Raw genomic sequence first — 16,756 nt, 5'->3', positions numbered from 1 at the left:
AATCCGCGTGTTGCGGCATTGAAGGCGGGCGGAGTGTTCCTTTTCTAACAGTTTGTAAAGGGGACCTGCGCCAAGGTGACCCCATCGGTCGCGCCCTGCGGCCCGTGCAAGCACTGATGAGGGTCGACATGCGCAAGAACCGAGTGCCCCGCCTGCTGATCGCCAGTGTCGCAGCCGTTCTTTTCCTCGGCTTTGCGGCGGATCTTGCCGATCGCGCCAGCCAGGGTGCACCGGACTCCACCGACGCCGCCCGTGCCGCCCTGCCGAATGCGCAGGGCGTGGTTTCGCGCCCCGCGCAGGATCTCTGATTTCCGGGACACATTCCCGCTTCGCAGCCTTGCGCGGGCGATGCAGCGGGTCGCCGCTCGCCGGTCTGTATTCCCCGAGCCTTCCTTGTAAAAAGTCGCGGCACCCAAGTCGCGTTGAAATAAAATAACTAAAATCGGAATGAATTTGTTTCGGTGTTGCGCCGGTAACATTACCGCGCAGGCGGCTTTGCTATGGTCAGGTCAACGAACGCGAAGATGCGTCGCCCTGGAAAACCTCTCACATGGAGAACAGCATGACATCCGCCCTGACAACCCGCATCGCAAACATTGCCCTGAGCGTCCTGCTCGCCACCTCTGTCGCGGCCAATGCCGACAGCGCGGCGCGCAAGGCCGATCGGGGGGCCGCCGTCGCGGGGCCCGTGATCCTCGCCGTCGATCTGCCCGCCGGCAGCATGTCCCGCAAACTCACCCGCGACGCCCTTAACGACCAGGGGGCGGTGAATATCGCGGTCCTGTGCACCGGCAGCGTCGGGCGCCTTGCGGCACGGGGCCGGCCGGACCCCGCGGGCGAGTGCGGCTGACGCACGACAGCGGCGCGAAAGCCCGGGGATGGCCGGCGCGCTTGCGCCGGCCTCCGCCGTTCATGACTTGTAAAGGCTAACATTCGTTAACGCTGTTAGCCGGTTGCCTGCCATGACCCCCCGCGCCACATATGGGGGACAGTCATCAAAGGGCCCAGAAGATGTTTGAATTCGGCGATTTGACAGAAGAAGAAGCCAGCAGCCGCCGCCGCGCCATGGTCGACCGGGTCCTGATCGCCCTGATCGACGACCGGCATCGCCAGATCATGAAGGCCTACAACCTGTCCGAGGATTTCATGGCCACCGCCCCGGCCCCCCGGGGCGGAGCCTGCGTCGCAGCTGCCGCCGCGCGCGCGCGCGCCGCTTCTGGCCGCGCCGGGCGTTGCGACGATGGACGATAGCGTTCTACGCGGCCGCCGCCAGGTGCGGCGGACCGGACCCTGACACGGCGGCCGGTGGGGCGGATCAGACGATCAGCTCCGCCTCCTGCTGGGTTTCCATGTTGAACACGCGCTTGTAGCGGGCGATTTCCGCGTCCGGGCCCATGGCCTTCGCGACATTGTCCGACAGCTTCACCGTCGGGCTGCCATTCGCGCTGATCGCCTTGCAGACAAGGCTGAAGGGCTTAAGCCCGTCGTCCGGCGCAAAGCCGCGGAAATCGTTGGTCAGCAGGGTGCCCCAACCGAAGCCCAGTTTCACCCGCCCGTCGAACCGTGCGTAAAGCTCGGTGATCTTGTCCACGTCCAGCCCGTCGGAGAAGATCACCAGCTTGCCCCGCGGGTCCTGGCCGTTCGACTTCCACCAGGCGATGGCGTTTTCCGCCCCGGTGGCCGGGTCGCCGGAATCGATCCTGATCCCCGTCCAGGTGGACATCCACGCCGGCGCGCGGCGCAGGAAAACCTCGGACCCGTAGGTGTCGGGCAGGATGATCAGCAGGTTGCCGTCATAGTCCTTCTGCCAGTTTTCCAGCACCCTGTAAGGGCTGGAGGCCAGCGCCCGGTCATCCTCGGCCAGGGCGGCATAGACCATGGGCAGTTCATGGGCGTTGGTGCCGATCGCCTCCACCTCGCGCCTCAGCGCGATCAGGCAGTTGGAGGTGCCGGTGAAGCGGTCCCCCAGCCCTTCGATCATCGCCTGCACGCACCAGTCCTGCCACAGGAACCCATGCCGCCGCCGCGTCCCGAAGTCCGAGATCCGCAGGTTCGGCAGCGCGCTCAGCGCCTGGATCTTTTCCCACACCCGGGTCATGGCGCGGGCGTAGAGCACCTGCAGGTCCAGCTTGCCCATGTGGCGCAGCACCGCGCGTGAGCGCAGCTCCATCAGGATCGCGAGGGCCGGGACTTCCCACAGCATCACGTCGGGCCAGGGGCCTTCGAAGGTCAGCTCGTACTGATCCTCGACCCGCTCAAGGTGGTAGGGGGGCATGCGGAACGCCTCGAACCACTCGATGAATTCGGGGGTGAACATGCGCTGCTTACCGTAGAAGGTGTTGCCGCGCAGCCAGGTCACCTCCCCCCGGCTGAGGCGCAGGGTGCGCACGTGGTCCAGCTGCTCGCGCAGCTCGCCCTCGTCGATCAGCTTGGCCAGGGGCACGTCCTTGGAGCGGTTGATCAGGCTGAAGGTCACCTGCACGTCGGCATGGCGCTTCTGCACGGTCTGCGCCATCAAGAGCTTGTAGAAATCCGTATCCAGAAGCGAGCGGACGACCGGGTCGATCTTCCAGGTGTGGTCGTGGACGCGTTTGGCCAGGTCGATCATGCCAGGGTCACCCCGGCGGATTTCAGGTTGGCCACCGCCGCGTCGAGCGAGCCGTCAAGGTCGATCGCGCGGCAGGCGTCCATCCGGACGGTTGCCGAGAACCCTTCCTTCACCGCGTCGAGCGCGGACCAGGCCACGCAGAAATCCGTGGCCAGCCCGGCGAAGGTCAGTTCGGTGATGCCGCGGTCGCGCAGGTACCCGGCCAGCCCGGTGCGCGTGGTCTGGTCATTCTCGAAAAACGCGGAGTAGCTGTCGATTTCCGGGCGGAAGCCCTTGCGGATCACCAGGTCGCCCATCAGGCGCAAGTCCTTGTGGAACGCCGCCCCGTCGGTTCCCTGCACGCAATGCGCGGGCCACAGGACTTGGGTACCATAGGGCAGGACGGTGGTGGAAAACGGCTCGGCGCCGGGGTGGTTGTCGGCGAAGGACAGGTGGTTTTCGGGGTGCCAGTCCTGCGTGTAGAGGACAGTGTCGAAATCCTCCATCATCGCGTTGATGACCGGAACCACCGCGTCGCCGTCGCTCACGGCCAGTGCGCCGCCGGGGCAGAAGTCGTTTTGCACATCGATCACGATCAGCGCCTTGGACATTCCGGTCCCCTCCCGCTTGTTGTTCCGCACGGTTGTCCCAACTGCGACTGGCAAGGTCAAGGCCGGGCGCGGCGTGACACGCGGGGCTGCGCGGGGTAGGAGCAGGAAGCCACCGCGATAGGAGAGCCCCATGCGCCTGCCAATCCTTGCCCTCGCCGCCCTCGCCGCCAGTGCGACGGCCCTGCCCGCGCAGCAGCAGGACCCCGCGGCGCGCGTGATGGGCTATGTCACCAGCCGCTACCTTGAGGAATTCGACGGCATCCGCCGCCAGATCGCCCAGCTGGAGGTGCTGAATGCCTGCGGAGAGCAGGACCTCGTCGCCAGCGTCATCGACGGGCTGGTGGCCGAGGAGCTGACACTGCGCCGCCAGTTGTTGTCGGATGTGATGGCGCTCGACGCGGAAAACCTGCCCGAGCCCGAGGCGCGCCGCGCCATCGCGACGGCGCTTCTGGATGCGCTGGGCATCGCGGATTCCACGACCCGCGCGCTGATGTTGGAGCAGGGTAGCCCGGGCCGGCCGCCCGCAGCCGTCTGTGATGCAGCGCGTGATGCGCTTGCCGCCCGCGCGGGTGAGCCGCAGCCGACCGCCGCAAAGCCCTGAGCCGACGCAGACGCAGGGCGCGGCCAAGGTAGGGTGGGTTTTCCCAACCCACCCTGGTCCGCATCAGATCGCGTGTTTCAGGCTTTCGGCGATATAGATCTCGCGCAGCCGTTTCGCGACCGGCCCCGGCGTGCCGTCGCCCAGCGTGGTGCCGTCCACCTCGACCACCGGCATGACGAAGCCCGAGGCGGAGGTGATGAACGCCTCCGCCGCGTCCTGCGCCTCGGACAGGGTGAAGGGGCGTTCCTCCACCTGCATCTGCGCGTCGCGGGCACAGGCCAGAACAGCGGCGCGGGTGATGCCGTGCAGGATCCTGTTTGACAGGTCGCGGGTTATGATCCGCCCGTCGCGGGTCACGATATAGGCGTTGTTCGAGGTCCCCTCGGTCACGAAACCGTCCTCGATCATCCAGGCGTCGTCCTTGCCCGCGCGCTTCGCCTCCATCTTGGCCAGCGAGGGCGCCAGGAGCTGCACGGTCTTGATATCGCGCCGCGCCCAGCGCTGGTCGGGCACCGCGATCACCTTGATGCCGCGCGCCGCCGCCGGGTTCTCGATCAGCGCTTTGCTCTGGGTGAACAGCACCAGGCTGGGTGTCGCGTCTTCGGGGAAGGTAAAGTCCCGGTCGGCCGCGCCGCGCGTGACCTGCATGTAGATCAAGCCCTCGACGATGTTGTTCGCCTCCACCAGCTTGCGGTGGATGGCGAGCAGCTCGTCATGGCTGACCGGAAGCGTCAGATCCAGTTCCCCGAGCGAGCGGTCGAGCCGCGCCATGTGCCCGGGGAAGTCGATCAGCTTGCCTTTCAGCACCGAGGTCACCTCGTAAACGCCATCGGCCATCAGGAAGCCCCGGTCGAAGACCGAGATCTTCGCCTCTTCCTCGGGCAGGTAGTCGCCATTCACATAAACGGTACGGCTCATGCGCCTTCTCCTTCTTATCCCCAAAGCCGGGAATCTGCGGGGTGAGCCCCCTTGTCGTCGTAAAACAGTGGCGGATCGCGATCCTCCGCCAGCAGCAGCGGGCCGTCCAGGTCGGTCACCGTCGCGCCCTGCGCCAGCAGCACGGCCGGCGCCATCGCCAGGGACGAGCCGACCATGCAGCCGATCATGATGTCATAGCCTTCCGCCACGGCGGCATCGCGCAGGGCCAGCGCCTCGGTCAGGCCGCCGGTCTTGTCGAGCTTGATGTTGACCATGTCGTACTTCCCCCGCAGGTCCGGCAAAGAGGCGCGGTCATGGCAGCTTTCGTCGGCGCAGACGGGCAGGGGCCGCGCGATCCCGCGCAGGGCCTCATCCTGCCCGGCGGGCAGGGGCTGTTCGACCAGCTCCACCCCTAGGGCGACGAATTCAGGGGCCAGGGCCTTGTATTCCTCAAGGCTCCACCCCTCGTTTGCGTCGACGATGATCCGCGCATCGGGTGCGCCGGCGCGTACCGCGCGGATCCGCTCCGCATCCTCGGCCCCGGCGCCCAGCTTGACCTTCAGCAGCGGGCGCGCGGCATGGCGGCTGGCCTGCGCGCGCATCGCGACGGGTGAGCCGAGCGACAGGGTAAACGCCGTTTGCACCGGCCCCGGTTCGGGTTGACCGGCAAGGGCCCAGACCGGCTTGCCCGCCGCCTTCGCCTCCAGGTCCCAGAGCGCGCAGTCCACCGCGTTGCGCGCCGCGCCGGCGGGCAGCGCATCCTGCAATTCTTCGCGGGTGATGTCCTGGGGCAGGGCACGTATGGCCTGCTCGACGCTGTCCATGCTTTCGCCATAGCGCTTGTAGGGCACGCATTCGCCCTGGCCGGTGACGCCGTCGCGGGTGATGGTCACGCGCAGCACCTCGGCGGCGGTGCGCGACCCGCGCGAGATGGTGAACGCCTCGCGCAGGGCAAGGCTGTCGCGGTGTACTGTGATGGTCATGGCAGCGCGTCGACCAGCCGGTCCGCGCCTTGCGCGAAGGGGTCCACCGCCGGCAGGCCGAAGCGCTGCTCCAGCTCGGCCAGGTAGGCTTCCGCCGCCGGACGCTCCATGGCCGAGGTGTTGACCGAGATGCCGATCACCTGCGCGCCCTTGTTCACCACCTGCGCCAGGGTCAGGCCGATGTCGCGCAATTCCTCGAGCGAGGGCAGGGCGTAGTCCGGCAGCCCGCGCATGTGGGTGCGCGTCGGCTCATGGCAGAGGATCAGCGCGTCGGGCTGGCCGCCGTGGATCAGCGCCATGGTGACGCCCGAGTAGGAGGCGTGGAACAGGCTGCCCTGTCCCTCGATCAGGTCCCAGTGGTCGGCGTCGTTGTCCGGCGTCAGGTATTCCACCGCGCCAGCCATGAAATCGGCCACCACCGCATCGAGCGGCACGCCGTCGCCGGTGATCAGGATGCCGGTCTGCCCGGTGGCGCGGAAGGTCGCCTTCATGCCCCGCTCAAGCATCACGCGCTCCATCGCGATGGCGGTGTACATCTTGCCGATGGAGCAATCGGTGCCGATCGCCAGCAGCCGCTTGCCGGTGCGTTTCTTGCCGTTGGCGATGGGGTATTTCACCGACGGGATGCGCACGTCATGCAACTGGCGGCCAAGGCGGTTCGCGGCTTCCACCAGGCGCGGCTCGTCCCGCAGCAGGTTGTGCAGCCCCGACGCGATGTCGAGCCCGGCTTCCAGCGCCTCGATCAGCGCTTCGATCCAGGTGTCGGAAATCATGCCGCCCCGGTTCGCCACCCCGATCACCAGCGTCTTGGCCCCGGCGTCGACCGCCTCGGCCACGCTCATGTCCGCAAGTCCCATGTCCGCGTTGCAGCCCGCAAGGCGCAACTGCCCGACGCTGGCGTCGGGCCGCCAGTCACGGATGCCTTGCGCAACTTTCGCGGCCAGAGGGTCCGGTGCATCGCCGAGGAACAGCAAGTAGGGGCCATTGATCATGAAAGTCGTCTCCGCTTGAAAAAGTGAGTGATTCTGGATCTGTGCCCAGACTTCGCGTCACTCTAGCTGCGGGGATAGACCCAGTTCAGGGCTTTTGCGTGATCAGACCTGTGGGCTTTGGACGCACCTCGGGGTAATCGAGCGGCTGGGCTTGCGTGGCGTCCTGCATGTGCTTGAAGGCATAGCTGCGGCGGCCCCGTTCCTCGCCCGTGGTGTAGGCAAGGCCGCGATACTCGATCTTGCCGCCGACCAGGATCTCGATATTGCCGCGGGACAGGCGCGGCGCGGCGGCGTCGGTCGAAAAGCCGGTGCCCCACCATTCCGCCACCGGGATATCGTCCCCCGAGCAGCGCACCTTCATCGGCTTGGGCTTCCTGGCGCGGGACCCGGCGCGTTCATGCAGATGGACAGGCCTTGCAAAGCCTTCGGGCATCGTGACATCCATCTCAACTCTCCCAACCGCTAACTGCCTGAGGTTTAGCCTCTTTCGACGTATACGCAAAGGACTTTCCCGTGTTTCCGATCTGGAACAAGTCCGTCTTGTGGCGTCTGGCAGAATCGAACCTACATCTTGAACCGACCATAGAAGAGGGATCGCATGGGAAAGTTGATAGAAGGCAAATGGCACAGCGATTCGGGGGCGGCCATCAGCGCGTCGGGCGCGTTTCAGCGCAATGAATCGTCGTTTCGCAACTGGATCACCCCCGATGGCGCCCCCGGTCCCAGCGGCGTCGGCGGTTTCAAGGCAGAGGCGGGCCGATACCATCTTTACGTCTCGACAGCCTGCCCCTGGGCGCATCGCACGCTGATCTTCCGCGCCCTCAAGGGGCTGACGGACATGATCAGCGTCGATTCCGTCATTCCGCTGATGCTCGACTCCGGGTGGGAGTTCGCACCGGGCACCGAGGGGCGCGAGGACAGCCTGACGGGCCGCCGCTACCTGCGCGAAATCTACCAGCAGGCCGATCCCGCCGTCACAACGCGCGCCACGGTGCCGATCCTGTGGGACAAGCAGCGGCAGACCATCGTCTCGAACGAAAGCGCCGAGATCATCCGCATGTTCAACAGCGCCTTCGACGGGCTGACCGGCAATACCGACGATTACTGCCCCGCCGGGCTGCGCGAGCAGATCGACAGGATCAACGCGCGGATCTACCGTACGTTCAACAACGGCGTCTATCGCGCCGGTTTCGCCCGGTCGCAGTCGGCCTATGACGCCGCGGTGGCCGATGTCTTCGAGACGCTCGACTGGCTCGAGGAACTGCTCTCGACCCAGCGCTACCTGCTGGGCGATCGCCTGACCGAGGCGGACTGGAGGCTGTTCCCGACGCTGGCGCGCTTCGACCTGGTCTATCACTTCCACTTCAAGTGCAGCCGCAACCGCCTGGTCGAGATGCCCAACCTCTGGGCCTATGCGCGGGAGTTGTACCAGCATCCCGGGATATCCGGCACGGTGTTTTTCGACGACTACCCGGCGCACTATTTCGCCAGCCACGACTCGATCAACCCGTATCGCATCATCCCGCAGCTGCCCAAAGCGGACTGGTCCGCGCCCCACGGCCGGGGCTGATTCGCCCCCGGCGGGTGGGGGTCAGGCGCGGGTCTTGTGCTGCTCGGGGGCCGCGTCGCGGAGTTCGCCGAAATATTCCAGGTAGGCGGCTAGATCGCCGGGGCGGACCGGCGTGCGCAGGACGCCGCGGGCGTTGGGCACGAGGTCGAACACCATACCTTCGGAAAAGAAGGAAGAGCGTGTGACGATCAGGATCTTGATGTCCGGGTTGCGGAACGTCGCGTAGTCCGCCACCGGCAAGCCGCCGTCCTGCAGCGCGGGATCGATGATCAGTGTGTTGAACGGCGCGGTGGCCAGGACGCGCATCGCCTCGGTCTGGGTGCTGGCCGTCGTCACATTGAAACCGCGGCGGGCCAGAAAACGCGCCCAGATCAGGGCCAGATCGGCGTTGTCCTGGACAAGCAGTACCCCCACGGCGATCTCCTTCTTTTTGTGAATTGAGGCGCCATTGACCCCAGATTGCTTAAAATGCGCCGTAATCGTTAAGAACCCGTTAACCCCTCGGCGCTTTCGGCGCCGGTGCCGTTAACGCCCTGAATACCCGCGCCGAGGTAGCACTGAGTCCAGTTACCCGCAGGAGGGCCCATGCTTGACGACGCACGGCGCAGCGCCACACAGGAAACCGGACAAAAGGCTCTCGCCCTGGCGGTGGAGGCCGGCGTCAGCTCCACCCCCGCGGTGTACGAGACGCTTTTCTGCTATCTCTCCAACCCGTCGAGGGACCTGCGAGAGGCGGTGGAACACGCCCTGCGCGAACCCCCGGATTTGCGAGAGGACGCCGTGCAGGCGGTCTATGCCAAACACGTCTCGGACGCGGCACTCGGCGACGGGCTGCGGCGGATTCGCGACGGGCTGGCGACGGAAATCGCCGACGTCTCGGACAGGCTGACCGCAGGGGTGGAAGGCAACCTCAAGATGGCGGGGGAGCTGCGCCGCTCGCTCAGGGACATGGCGGGGATGATCACGCGCGAGGAATTGCAGATCCTGTGCAAGCACCTGGTGTACAGCGGGCGGGAACAGCTGACCGACACCCGGGGCGTGGCCGAACGGCTGGAACGCGCGCAGGACCAGCTGAAGGTGATGAACGCCGAACTGACGAAGCTGCGCGAAACCGCGACGCGGGATCACCTGACCGGCCTGCAGAACCGCCGCTTCCTTGAGGAACACCTGCAGGATCTGCTGGATTCCAATGCGCAGTTCACCTTCGCGATGATCGACCTCGATCACATGAAGGCGGTCAATGAAGCCTGGGGCCACATGGTGGGCGACAACATCCTGCGCGGCGTCGGCAAGGTGCTGCGCAAGAACCTGAAGGGCATGGACCTGGCCGCGCGCATGGGCGGCGAGGAATTCGCCCTGATCCTGCCCAACACCCCGATCGAGGGCGGGGCCAAGGTGTGCGAGGATATCCGCGCCGAGTTCGCGGGCATCCACTGGGTCACCGAAACCCGCAAGGAGGAAATCGGCGCCCTGACGCTGTCCATCGGGCTGACGGCGCGCACCGGGCTGGACGACATGCACACGCTGATCGATCGCGCCGACAGCTACCTCACGCGCGCCAAGAAGGAGGGGTGCAACCGAGTCGTCCACGGGCCCTGAGCGGGTCCTTGCACTCCCCCGCCCGGGGCGGCACTATCGCCGCCGATCCCCAGACTACGGAGCAGGCGAGATGGAAACGGATATTGTCATTCTGAACGGCGCGCGGACCGCGATCGGCACTTTCGGCGGGTCGCTCGCCGGGACGCCCCCGATCACCCTTGCCGCCCATGTCGCGCGTTCCGCGATGGAGCGTTCGGGGGTGGAGCCGGGCCAGATCGGCCACGTGGTCTTCGGCCATGTGATCAACACCGAGCCGCGGGACATGTACCTGTCGCGGGCCGCCGCGATCGAGGCGGGCATCCCGGACCACGTCCCGGCGATGAACGTGAACCGGCTGTGCGGCTCCGGCGCGCAGGCCATCGTGTCGGCGTTCCAGAACCTCGCGCTCGGCGACGCGGATTTCGCGCTCGCCGGGGGGGCGGAAAGCATGAGCCGCTCACCCTACATCCTGCCGGATGCCCGCTGGGGGCAGAAGATGGGCGATGTGCGCAGCCTCGACATGATGCTGGGCGCGCTGAGCTGCCCGTTCGGAACCGGGCACATGGGCGTCACGGCGGAAAACGTCGCCAAGGAGCATGGCATCACCCGCGAGGCGCAGGACGCCTTCGCGCTGGAAAGCCAGCGCCGCGCCGCCGCCGCGCAGGAAGACGGGCGTTTCGATGAGCAGATCGCGCCCATCGACATCAAGGTCCGCCGCGACACGGTCAGCTTCGCCAGGGATGAGCACCCGAAACCGACCACGGCCGAGGCGCTGGCCGGTCTGCGCACGGTCTTCCAGAAGGACGGCACCGTCACCGCGGGCAACGCCAGCGGGATCAACGACGGCGCGGCCGCGCTGGTGCTGGCGCGGGGCGAAGCCGCCTCAGCCGCCGGGCTGCGCCCGCGCGCGCGGATCGTCGGCTACGCCCACGCCGGTGTTCGCCCCGAGGTCATGGGCCTCGGCCCGATCCCCGCGGTGGAAAAGCTGATGCAGCGCACCGGCCTGTCGATCGCTGATTTCGACGTCATCGAATCGAACGAGGCTTTCGCCGCACAGGCGCTTGCCGTCTCGGGCGCGCTGGGCCTTCCGGGCGAAAAGGTGAACCCCAACGGCGGCGCCATCGCGCTGGGCCATCCGGTCGGGGCGACCGGGGCGATCATCACGCTGAAAGCGCTGGCCGAGCTGGAGCGGACCGGCGGCACCCATGCGCTTGTGACCATGTGCATCGGCGGCGGCCAGGGCATCGCTCTGGCGCTTGAGCGGATCAGCTGACGCCGCGAAAAGAACCCTGGGCCCGAAACGCCCAGGCGCGGGGCCGCCCGATCAGGGTGGCCCCAGCAGTGACTAGGCTTCGCCCTCGCCCAGGATGGTGCGGAGGCGCGTTTCGAAGCCGCGCGGATCCTCGGCGTGCAGCCAGTGGCCGAGGCCGGGCATCTCCTCGATCCGGGCGGCGGGAAAGGCGGCCATGATCGCGGCTTCCTGCGGGCCGGTCGCATAGTCCGACGCCCCGCCGCGCAGGAAGGTGGCGGGCAGCGCACTGGTCCCCGCGTCCTGCGGAAAGCCGATGATCCGGCCCATCTGCGCCCCCAGCGCGTCGAGGTTCAGCTTCCAGCGCGCGCCATCGGGCCCGACGCTCAGGCTTTGCAGTAGGAACGCGCGCAACATCGCGTCCGGGACGGCCGCCTTCAGCTGGGCATCCGCGTCCGACCGGCGGCTGACCGCGCCGAGGTCCACTTTCTGCATCGCCTTTATCAGCGGCATCTGCGTGTGCGTGTAGGCAACCGGCGCGATATCGGCGATGACCAGGTGGCGCAGCACCTCGGGCGCCTGGAGCCCCACCATCATCGCCGCCTTGCCCCCCATGGAATGTCCGAGCAGGTCCGCGGTGCCGCCAAGCCCCTCGATCACGGCGCGGAGGTCGGCGGCCAGCGCGGCGTAGCTGTTGTCGGGGTCATGGGGGCTGTCGCCGTGGTTGCGCATGTCCACCGCGACGACCGGCCTGTCGGTGCTAAGCCGCTTGGCGATCACGTTCCAGTTCCGCGCCGAGCCGAAGAGCCCGTGCGCGATCACCAGCGGCACGTCTCCCGGCCCGTCGTAGGCGACGGTGTTCAGCGGGACCGGCGCGCTCACCACGCCGCCTCGTAGATGGCGAGGGCGTCGGCTTGCGCGACCTCCCGCGGGTTGTTGACCAGCAATCGGGTTTGAAGCATTGCGGCTTTCGCCATCTTGGGCAGGGCCTCCTTCGGGATATTCACGTCGCGCAGGCGGGGCGGCAAGCCCAGCCGGGCCGATAGGTCGCCCAGTGCGTCGATGAAGCGCTGCGCCCTGTCCTGCGAACCGCCGCCGCCGATATCGGGAAACACATGGGGGGCGAGGTCGGCATAGGCGCGCGCCGCCTCGGGGGCGTTGAAGCGCATGACCGGCCCCAGCACAAGCGCGTTCGACAACCCGTGCGGGATGTGGAACGTGCCGCCCAGCGGGTAGGCCAGCGCATGTACCGCCGCGACCGGGCTGTTCGCGAAGGCCTGCCCCGCCAGCATCGCCCCGAGCAGCATCCCCGCGCGCGCCGCCGTGTCGCTTCCGTCCTGCACGGCGCGTTCGATATTGGCGCCAAGGGTCTTCAGCGCCTCCACCGCCAGCATCCGGCTGATCGGGTTGTTGTTGGGCGAGCGCGAGGTATAGCCCTCGATCGCGTGCACCATCGCATCGATCCCCGTCGCCGCCGTCGCCGCCGGGGGCAGGCCCAGCGTCAGGTCGGGGTCGAGCACCGCGATATCGGGCAGGATCACGGGCGACACGACGCCGCGCTTCTCCTCTCCGCCGAGGGTGATGATGGAGACGGGCGTCACCTCGGACCCGGTGCCCGCCGTGGTCGGCACCAGCGCTAGCGGAAGGCGCGGGCCCCGCGCCTGCCCAACGCCCCAGGCGGTATCCAGGTCCTCGCCCGATCCGAGCAGCAGCGCCGAGAGCTTGGCCACGTCCATCGGGGAGCCGCCCCCGATGCCGAGGATCCCCGTGACGCTGCCGTCGCGCCCCGCTGCGACCGCCGCCATCAGCGTGTCGCGGGACGGATCCGCCTCCACCGCGTCGAAGATCACCAGCGTGGCAAGCCGGCCCAATGCCTCCAGCGTTGGGGTTGGCACACCCGCCGCGCGCAGCCCGGCATCGGTGACCACGAGGATGCGGGGCCCGAGCCGCGCGGCAAGCTCCTCCGCCGCGGCGGGGGCCGCGCCGGAACCGAATCTCAGTCCCGGCGTTGTATTGAAAGCGAAAGCGGGGGTCATGGCGGGCCGTTGCCTCATCGAAACACGCGTTGCCACTTTATTGCGGTTTTTGTGTGCGACGAAAAGGGTGAAGGGGTGCAGACCGGCCACGGGCAACCGCGTGCAATGTGTGAAACGTTACTTCCGCGGCCGCTGCCGTGAGTTAGGATAAAGGGATGTTCGAGACGCTGTTCACGATTCTGATCGCCGGATGCGGCCATGATGCCGTGACCTGCGAGGTTGTTAGCACGACGGAACTTTCCGCCGCGAACATCGCCGTCTGCGAACGCCGCCTCGACGAAATCCTGCTGGAGTCCGCGCCGGATTGGCCGGTCGCCTCCGGCGTGTGCCTGCCGTCGGACTCGGCCCGGTTGCCCGAGGGATGGACGATGCCTGCAATGGCTGTTGCAGGAACGTCATCGCTGAACGACCTGTGACAATTCACACAGTAGTAATCGGCGATAATACCTAGTTTCTTGCCACCAGCGCTTGCGGGGCTCGGCACTCTCCCGGACCGATATCGCCCCTGCCGCGACAGCGGCGGCGCTGGGCGTTATATTTTCCGGTGCGTATTGCCGGTATATTTCAGACACTCTTAAGCGGGATATATTACTCGCAATACCAGTAGAGTGACCGGGTCCGCTCCCCCCGGGGCGGGCCCGGTATTTGATTCGGGCAAGTCGGTTCCCCCGGGACGGCGTGCCGCGAATCGCAATCGACGTGCGGATCGCGGCCCTTCTGGCGCGAAGGGGCAAAATCGGCTACGTCCGGCAGGTCCGTCAATCGTGCTGAGAGTGCATGCCCAATCCATCCAACATTACCCGGCCGATCAGCCTTGTCTCGCACGGGCGGTCCGGCACATCGCTCGTGATGAACATCCTTGGTGCGCATCCCGACGTGATGACCGTCGGGGAAACCGCGCCGATGCTGTTCGGCATCTGGCACGCGGTCGAGCGTGTGAAGGGAATCATCCGCCCGGACCCGGAATTGGCTGGCGAAGACCATGACGCGCGCTGCGCCAAGGCCGTCCGTGCCGCTTTCCTCGCGACGTTTCCCGACCCGGACCCGGCGCCCGCCCACTGGATGCAGAAGCCGATCAACATGCCCTGGGTGACGAACCACCTGCCGGGCATCCGGGATATGCAGGGCAAGGCCGCCTGGTACTGGCACGCGTTCCATTCCAGCTTTCCCGAAAGCCGCACGATCACCGTGCTGCGCCACCCCTATGACGTCGTCGCCTCGGCGATGGAATGGTGGAACGCCTCGCCCCAGGGGGCCTGGGACAACCTGGTGCGCATGGCCAAGGTGATCGATCACCCCGACAGCGGCGTCGCCATGGCGCTGTCGCACCAGCGTCTGGCCGAGGATCCCGCGCCAGAGGTGGCGCGGCTTCTGACCCACCTTGGCCTGCGCGACGATCCGGCCTGCCTTGCCGCGGTGGACCGGGTCTATGTCGCGCGCCGCGGGACCGGCCCGCTGGCCAAAGGGGACGTGCCCGAGCGTGTCGCCTCGGCGTTTTCCCGCCAAGACCGCTGGTCAACGATAGACATGTCTGGCTATACAACCGCCGACCGGGACGCGCTGGCGGCCATGTGGGCCCGCTTCGGCGAACACCTCCAATTCTGATCCGGCGACCTGAAGACAAGGACCTCAATGCCCAACGCATCCAATATCAAGCGCCCGATGACGTTCATTTCCTACGGACGGTCGGGCACCTCGCTGGCGTTCAACATCCTTGCCGCGCATCCCGACGTGGACGGCTGCGGAGAGACGGCGCAGATGCTGCATGGCGTCTGGGACGGGTCGCAGCGGCTGAAAGGCGTCGTGCGCCCGGATCGCGAGCTTGGCCCCGACGTGGATCACCGGGAACGCTCGGGCAAGGCGGTGCGCGCGGCGTTCCTGAGCTTCTTCGACAATCCCGACAAGCCGCATTGGGTGCACAAGCCCATCAACGTGCCCCAGACCATCCGCCCCCAGCAGCAGGCCAAGCCGCACGGTATGCGACGGGCGGGGGAAAACTACTGGGACGCGATGCGCTACAGTTTCCCAGACAGCACCAACATGACCATCCTGCGGCACCCCTATGACGTGCTGCTGTCGGCCATCGCCTACTGGGGCTTCACGGTCGAGCATATCTGGCGGCAGCTTGTGAACATGGCGATCCTGATCGACCACGAGCAGTCGGACATCACCTTCGCCCTGTCCCACCAGCGCTTGGTGGAGGACCCCGACACCGAGATCCGCCGCCTCCTGGATCATGTCGGGCTGGAAGAGCATCCCGCCTGTTTCGAGGCCGCGGGCCGTGTCTACGTGCCCCGCAAGGGGGCAGGGCACCAGGCCAAGGAAAGCATGACGGATCACACCGCGCGGGCGTTTTCCCACAAGGCGAAGTGGGATGAACTGGATACATCCAGCTTCACGCGGGTGGAGAAGGACATCATCGCCAAAATGTGGGCGCGTTTCGGCGAAGAACTGACGTTCTGAGGCCCCTTCAGGGCCAGAGCACAGGGTAAAGCGTGGCGATCAGCAGGGCGGCCATGAGCGCGTTGAAGGCCCGCAGCCGCGCGGGGTTCGTCAGCACGCGCCGCATCTGCTGGCCAAGCACCGTCCAGCTGCTGACGGCGGGCAGGTTGACCGCGCCGAACACCGCCGCCACCAGCAGGATCGCCATCAGGGTGCGATCCGGCGCATAGACCGTCACCGCGGTCAGCGCCATGGCCCAGGCCTTGGGGTTCACCCATTGGAACGCGGCCGCCTGAAGGAAGGTGATCGGCACCCCCTCGGCCTGGCCTTCGGCGGGCGGCGCGGCATTGGCGATCTTCCAGGCCAGGAACAGCAGGTAGGCGACGCTCAGCGCTTTCAGCAGGTCATAGGCCAGCGGGACGCGCTCGAACACGCCGACCAGCCCCAGCCCGACCAGCGCCACCATCAGCGCGAAGCCAATCCCGACGCCCAGCATATGCGGGATCGTGCGGCGGAAACCGAAGTTGGCGCCCGATGCCATCAGCATCAGGTTGTTCGGCCCCGGCGTGATCGAGGTGACAAGCGCGAAGCCCATCAGGGCGATAAGGATATCTTGCGTCATCCGCCAGATATGATCCTCTTGCCGGCGCAGGTGTTTGCAAATATCGTTCCCCGCAAGCGAATTGCACAATTTTTTGCGGCCATGGATCAGATCGACGGCAAAATCGTGCGGGAACTTGCCCGCGACGGGCGGATCAGCAACACGGAGCTGGCCGATCGCATCGGGCTGTCCCCCTCGGCCTGCCTGCGCCGCGTGCAGGAGCTTGAGCGCTCGGGCGTGATCACCGGCTACCGCGCCGTGCTGAACCCTGCGGCGATGGGCCGGGGGTTCGTCGCCTATGTCACCGTGGGCCTGTCGGACCATTCCAAGCGCGCGCAGCAGGCCTTCGAGCAAGCCATGGCTGGCGCGCCGCAATGCCGCGAGTGTCACAACATCACCGGCACGCGGGAATACCTGCTCAGGATCGAGGTGGCGGACCTGGCCGCCTACAAGGCGTTTCACACCGACGTGCTTGGCGCGCTGGATCATGTGAACGCCCTGACCAGCTATATCGTCATGGGCTCCCCCAAGGATGAGCGGCGCTGAGGCCCTGGCGGCTGTATCTTGCGAAGGGCGGCGAAATTCTTT

Annotated in this window: 21 protein-coding genes; 11 read left to right on the top strand and 10 right to left on the bottom strand. The window is 66.8% G+C overall.

The features are described from left to right. The first annotated feature begins 128 nt into the window (after positions 1-128). The 3 genes from DJ029_RS00750 (at position 129) to DJ029_RS00740 (ending at position 1,251) form a co-directional block, all read left to right on the top strand. Positions 129-308 (top strand): hypothetical protein, encoded by a 180-nt coding sequence (locus DJ029_RS00750; protein ID WP_112320419.1) that lies wholly within the window; start codon positions 129-131, stop codon positions 306-308. 254 nt (positions 309-562) lie between these two features. Continuing rightward, entirely contained in the window at positions 563-850 is a 288-nt protein-coding gene (locus DJ029_RS00745; RefSeq protein WP_157966221.1) for a hypothetical protein, read from the top strand. Positions 851-1,011: 161 nt separating this feature from the next. Further along, on the top strand, positions 1,012-1,251 hold the full coding sequence (locus DJ029_RS00740) for a hypothetical protein (protein ID WP_112320417.1): 240 nt from the start codon (positions 1,012-1,014) through the stop codon (positions 1,249-1,251). Between the two features lie 64 nt (positions 1,252-1,315). On the opposite strand, the gene pncB is transcribed toward DJ029_RS00740, so the two are convergent. Further along, positions 1,316-2,608, bottom strand: coding sequence for a nicotinate phosphoribosyltransferase (gene pncB / locus DJ029_RS00735; protein ID WP_112320416.1), 1,293 nt, complete (start codon positions 2,606-2,608; stop codon positions 1,316-1,318). After that, positions 2,605-3,198: a bifunctional nicotinamidase/pyrazinamidase gene (pncA, locus tag DJ029_RS00730; protein ID WP_112320415.1), complete on the bottom strand. Its 594-nt coding sequence runs from the start codon at positions 3,196-3,198 to the stop codon at positions 2,605-2,607. The genes pncB and pncA overlap by 4 nt, the downstream gene beginning before the upstream one ends. Positions 3,199-3,328: 130 nt before the next feature. Between pncA and DJ029_RS00725 the strand changes: the two genes are divergently transcribed. Continuing rightward, positions 3,329-3,799 (top strand): hypothetical protein, encoded by a 471-nt coding sequence (locus tag DJ029_RS00725; protein ID WP_112320414.1) that lies wholly within the window; start codon positions 3,329-3,331, stop codon positions 3,797-3,799. 63 nt (positions 3,800-3,862) lie between these two features. Here the strand turns inward: DJ029_RS00725 and DJ029_RS00720 are convergent, their stop codons facing one another. From DJ029_RS00720 to DJ029_RS00705, 4 genes are all read right to left on the bottom strand, one after another. Further along, the gene (locus tag DJ029_RS00720; protein ID WP_112320413.1) at positions 3,863-4,717 is read right to left on the bottom strand and encodes a D-amino-acid transaminase; all 855 of its coding nucleotides are present in this window, start codon (positions 4,715-4,717) and stop codon (positions 3,863-3,865) included. A gap of 14 nt (positions 4,718-4,731) precedes the next feature. Further along, positions 4,732-5,700, bottom strand: coding sequence for an N-acetyl-D-Glu racemase DgcA (gene dgcA, locus DJ029_RS00715; RefSeq protein ID WP_112320412.1), 969 nt, complete (start codon positions 5,698-5,700; stop codon positions 4,732-4,734). Then, positions 5,697-6,692 carry an N-acetyltransferase DgcN gene (gene dgcN, locus DJ029_RS00710; RefSeq protein ID WP_112320411.1) on the bottom strand — a complete coding sequence of 332 codons (996 nt, stop codon included), beginning with the start codon at positions 6,690-6,692 and terminating at the stop codon, positions 5,697-5,699. Before dgcN ends, dgcA begins: the two co-directional genes overlap by 4 nt. 85 nt (positions 6,693-6,777) lie before the next feature. After that, positions 6,778-7,137 (bottom strand): hypothetical protein, encoded by a 360-nt coding sequence (locus DJ029_RS00705; protein ID WP_157966220.1) that lies wholly within the window; start codon positions 7,135-7,137, stop codon positions 6,778-6,780. Positions 7,138-7,290: 153 nt separating this feature from the next. Here DJ029_RS00705 and DJ029_RS00700 point away from each other — a divergent pair, with 153 nt between their 5' ends. Then, the gene (locus tag DJ029_RS00700) at positions 7,291-8,262 is read left to right on the top strand and encodes a glutathione S-transferase family protein (RefSeq protein ID WP_112320409.1); all 972 of its coding nucleotides are present in this window, start codon (positions 7,291-7,293) and stop codon (positions 8,260-8,262) included. Positions 8,263-8,283: 21 nt separating this feature from the next. On the opposite strand, the gene DJ029_RS00695 is transcribed toward DJ029_RS00700, so the two are convergent. Beyond that, entirely contained in the window at positions 8,284-8,676 is a 393-nt protein-coding gene (locus tag DJ029_RS00695; protein ID WP_157966219.1) for a response regulator, read from the bottom strand. Positions 8,677-8,847: 171 nt separating this feature from the next. Here DJ029_RS00695 and DJ029_RS00690 point away from each other — a divergent pair, with 171 nt between their 5' ends. Further along, positions 8,848-9,861 carry a GGDEF domain-containing protein gene (locus tag DJ029_RS00690; protein ID WP_112320407.1) on the top strand — a complete coding sequence of 338 codons (1,014 nt, stop codon included), beginning with the start codon at positions 8,848-8,850 and terminating at the stop codon, positions 9,859-9,861. Between the two features lie 70 nt (positions 9,862-9,931). Continuing rightward, entirely contained in the window at positions 9,932-11,113 is a 1,182-nt protein-coding gene (locus tag DJ029_RS00685; RefSeq protein ID WP_112320406.1) for an acetyl-CoA C-acyltransferase family protein, read from the top strand. A gap of 72 nt (positions 11,114-11,185) precedes the next feature. Here the strand turns inward: DJ029_RS00685 and DJ029_RS00680 are convergent, their stop codons facing one another. After that, on the bottom strand, positions 11,186-11,971 hold the full coding sequence (locus tag DJ029_RS00680; protein ID WP_232822925.1) for an alpha/beta fold hydrolase: 786 nt from the start codon (positions 11,969-11,971) through the stop codon (positions 11,186-11,188). Beyond that, the gene (locus DJ029_RS00675; RefSeq protein WP_112320405.1) at positions 11,968-13,125 is read right to left on the bottom strand and encodes an iron-containing alcohol dehydrogenase; all 1,158 of its coding nucleotides are present in this window, start codon (positions 13,123-13,125) and stop codon (positions 11,968-11,970) included. Before DJ029_RS00675 ends, DJ029_RS00680 begins: the two co-directional genes overlap by 4 nt. Before the next feature lie 155 nt (positions 13,126-13,280). Here DJ029_RS00675 and DJ029_RS00670 point away from each other — a divergent pair, with 155 nt between their 5' ends. The 3 genes from DJ029_RS00670 to DJ029_RS00660 all read left to right on the top strand — a co-directional run bounded on the left by DJ029_RS00670 (position 13,281) and on the right by DJ029_RS00660 (position 15,588). Continuing rightward, positions 13,281-13,541, top strand: a complete 261-nt coding sequence (locus DJ029_RS00670; protein ID WP_112320404.1) for a hypothetical protein — start codon at positions 13,281-13,283, stop codon at positions 13,539-13,541. A 361-nt stretch (positions 13,542-13,902) separates the two neighbouring features. After that, positions 13,903-14,730, top strand: coding sequence for a sulfotransferase (locus DJ029_RS00665; RefSeq protein WP_112320403.1), 828 nt, complete (start codon positions 13,903-13,905; stop codon positions 14,728-14,730). 27 nt (positions 14,731-14,757) lie between these two features. Then, the gene (locus tag DJ029_RS00660) at positions 14,758-15,588 is read left to right on the top strand and encodes a sulfotransferase (RefSeq protein ID WP_112320402.1); all 831 of its coding nucleotides are present in this window, start codon (positions 14,758-14,760) and stop codon (positions 15,586-15,588) included. 7 nt (positions 15,589-15,595) lie between these two features. Here the strand turns inward: DJ029_RS00660 and DJ029_RS00655 are convergent, their stop codons facing one another. Further along, positions 15,596-16,189 (bottom strand): LysE family translocator, encoded by a 594-nt coding sequence (locus DJ029_RS00655; RefSeq protein WP_112320401.1) that lies wholly within the window; start codon positions 16,187-16,189, stop codon positions 15,596-15,598. Positions 16,190-16,270: 81 nt separating this feature from the next. Here DJ029_RS00655 and DJ029_RS00650 point away from each other — a divergent pair, with 81 nt between their 5' ends. Then, positions 16,271-16,714 (top strand): Lrp/AsnC family transcriptional regulator, encoded by a 444-nt coding sequence (locus DJ029_RS00650; protein WP_112321284.1) that lies wholly within the window; start codon positions 16,271-16,273, stop codon positions 16,712-16,714. The last annotated feature ends 42 nt before the right edge of the window (positions 16,715-16,756 follow it).

The organism is Oceanibium sediminis (assembly GCF_003265325.1).
Classification (GTDB): Bacteria; Pseudomonadota; Alphaproteobacteria; order Rhodobacterales; family Rhodobacteraceae; genus Halovulum; species Halovulum sediminis.
This window is presented reverse-complemented; position numbering and strand designations above follow the sequence as displayed.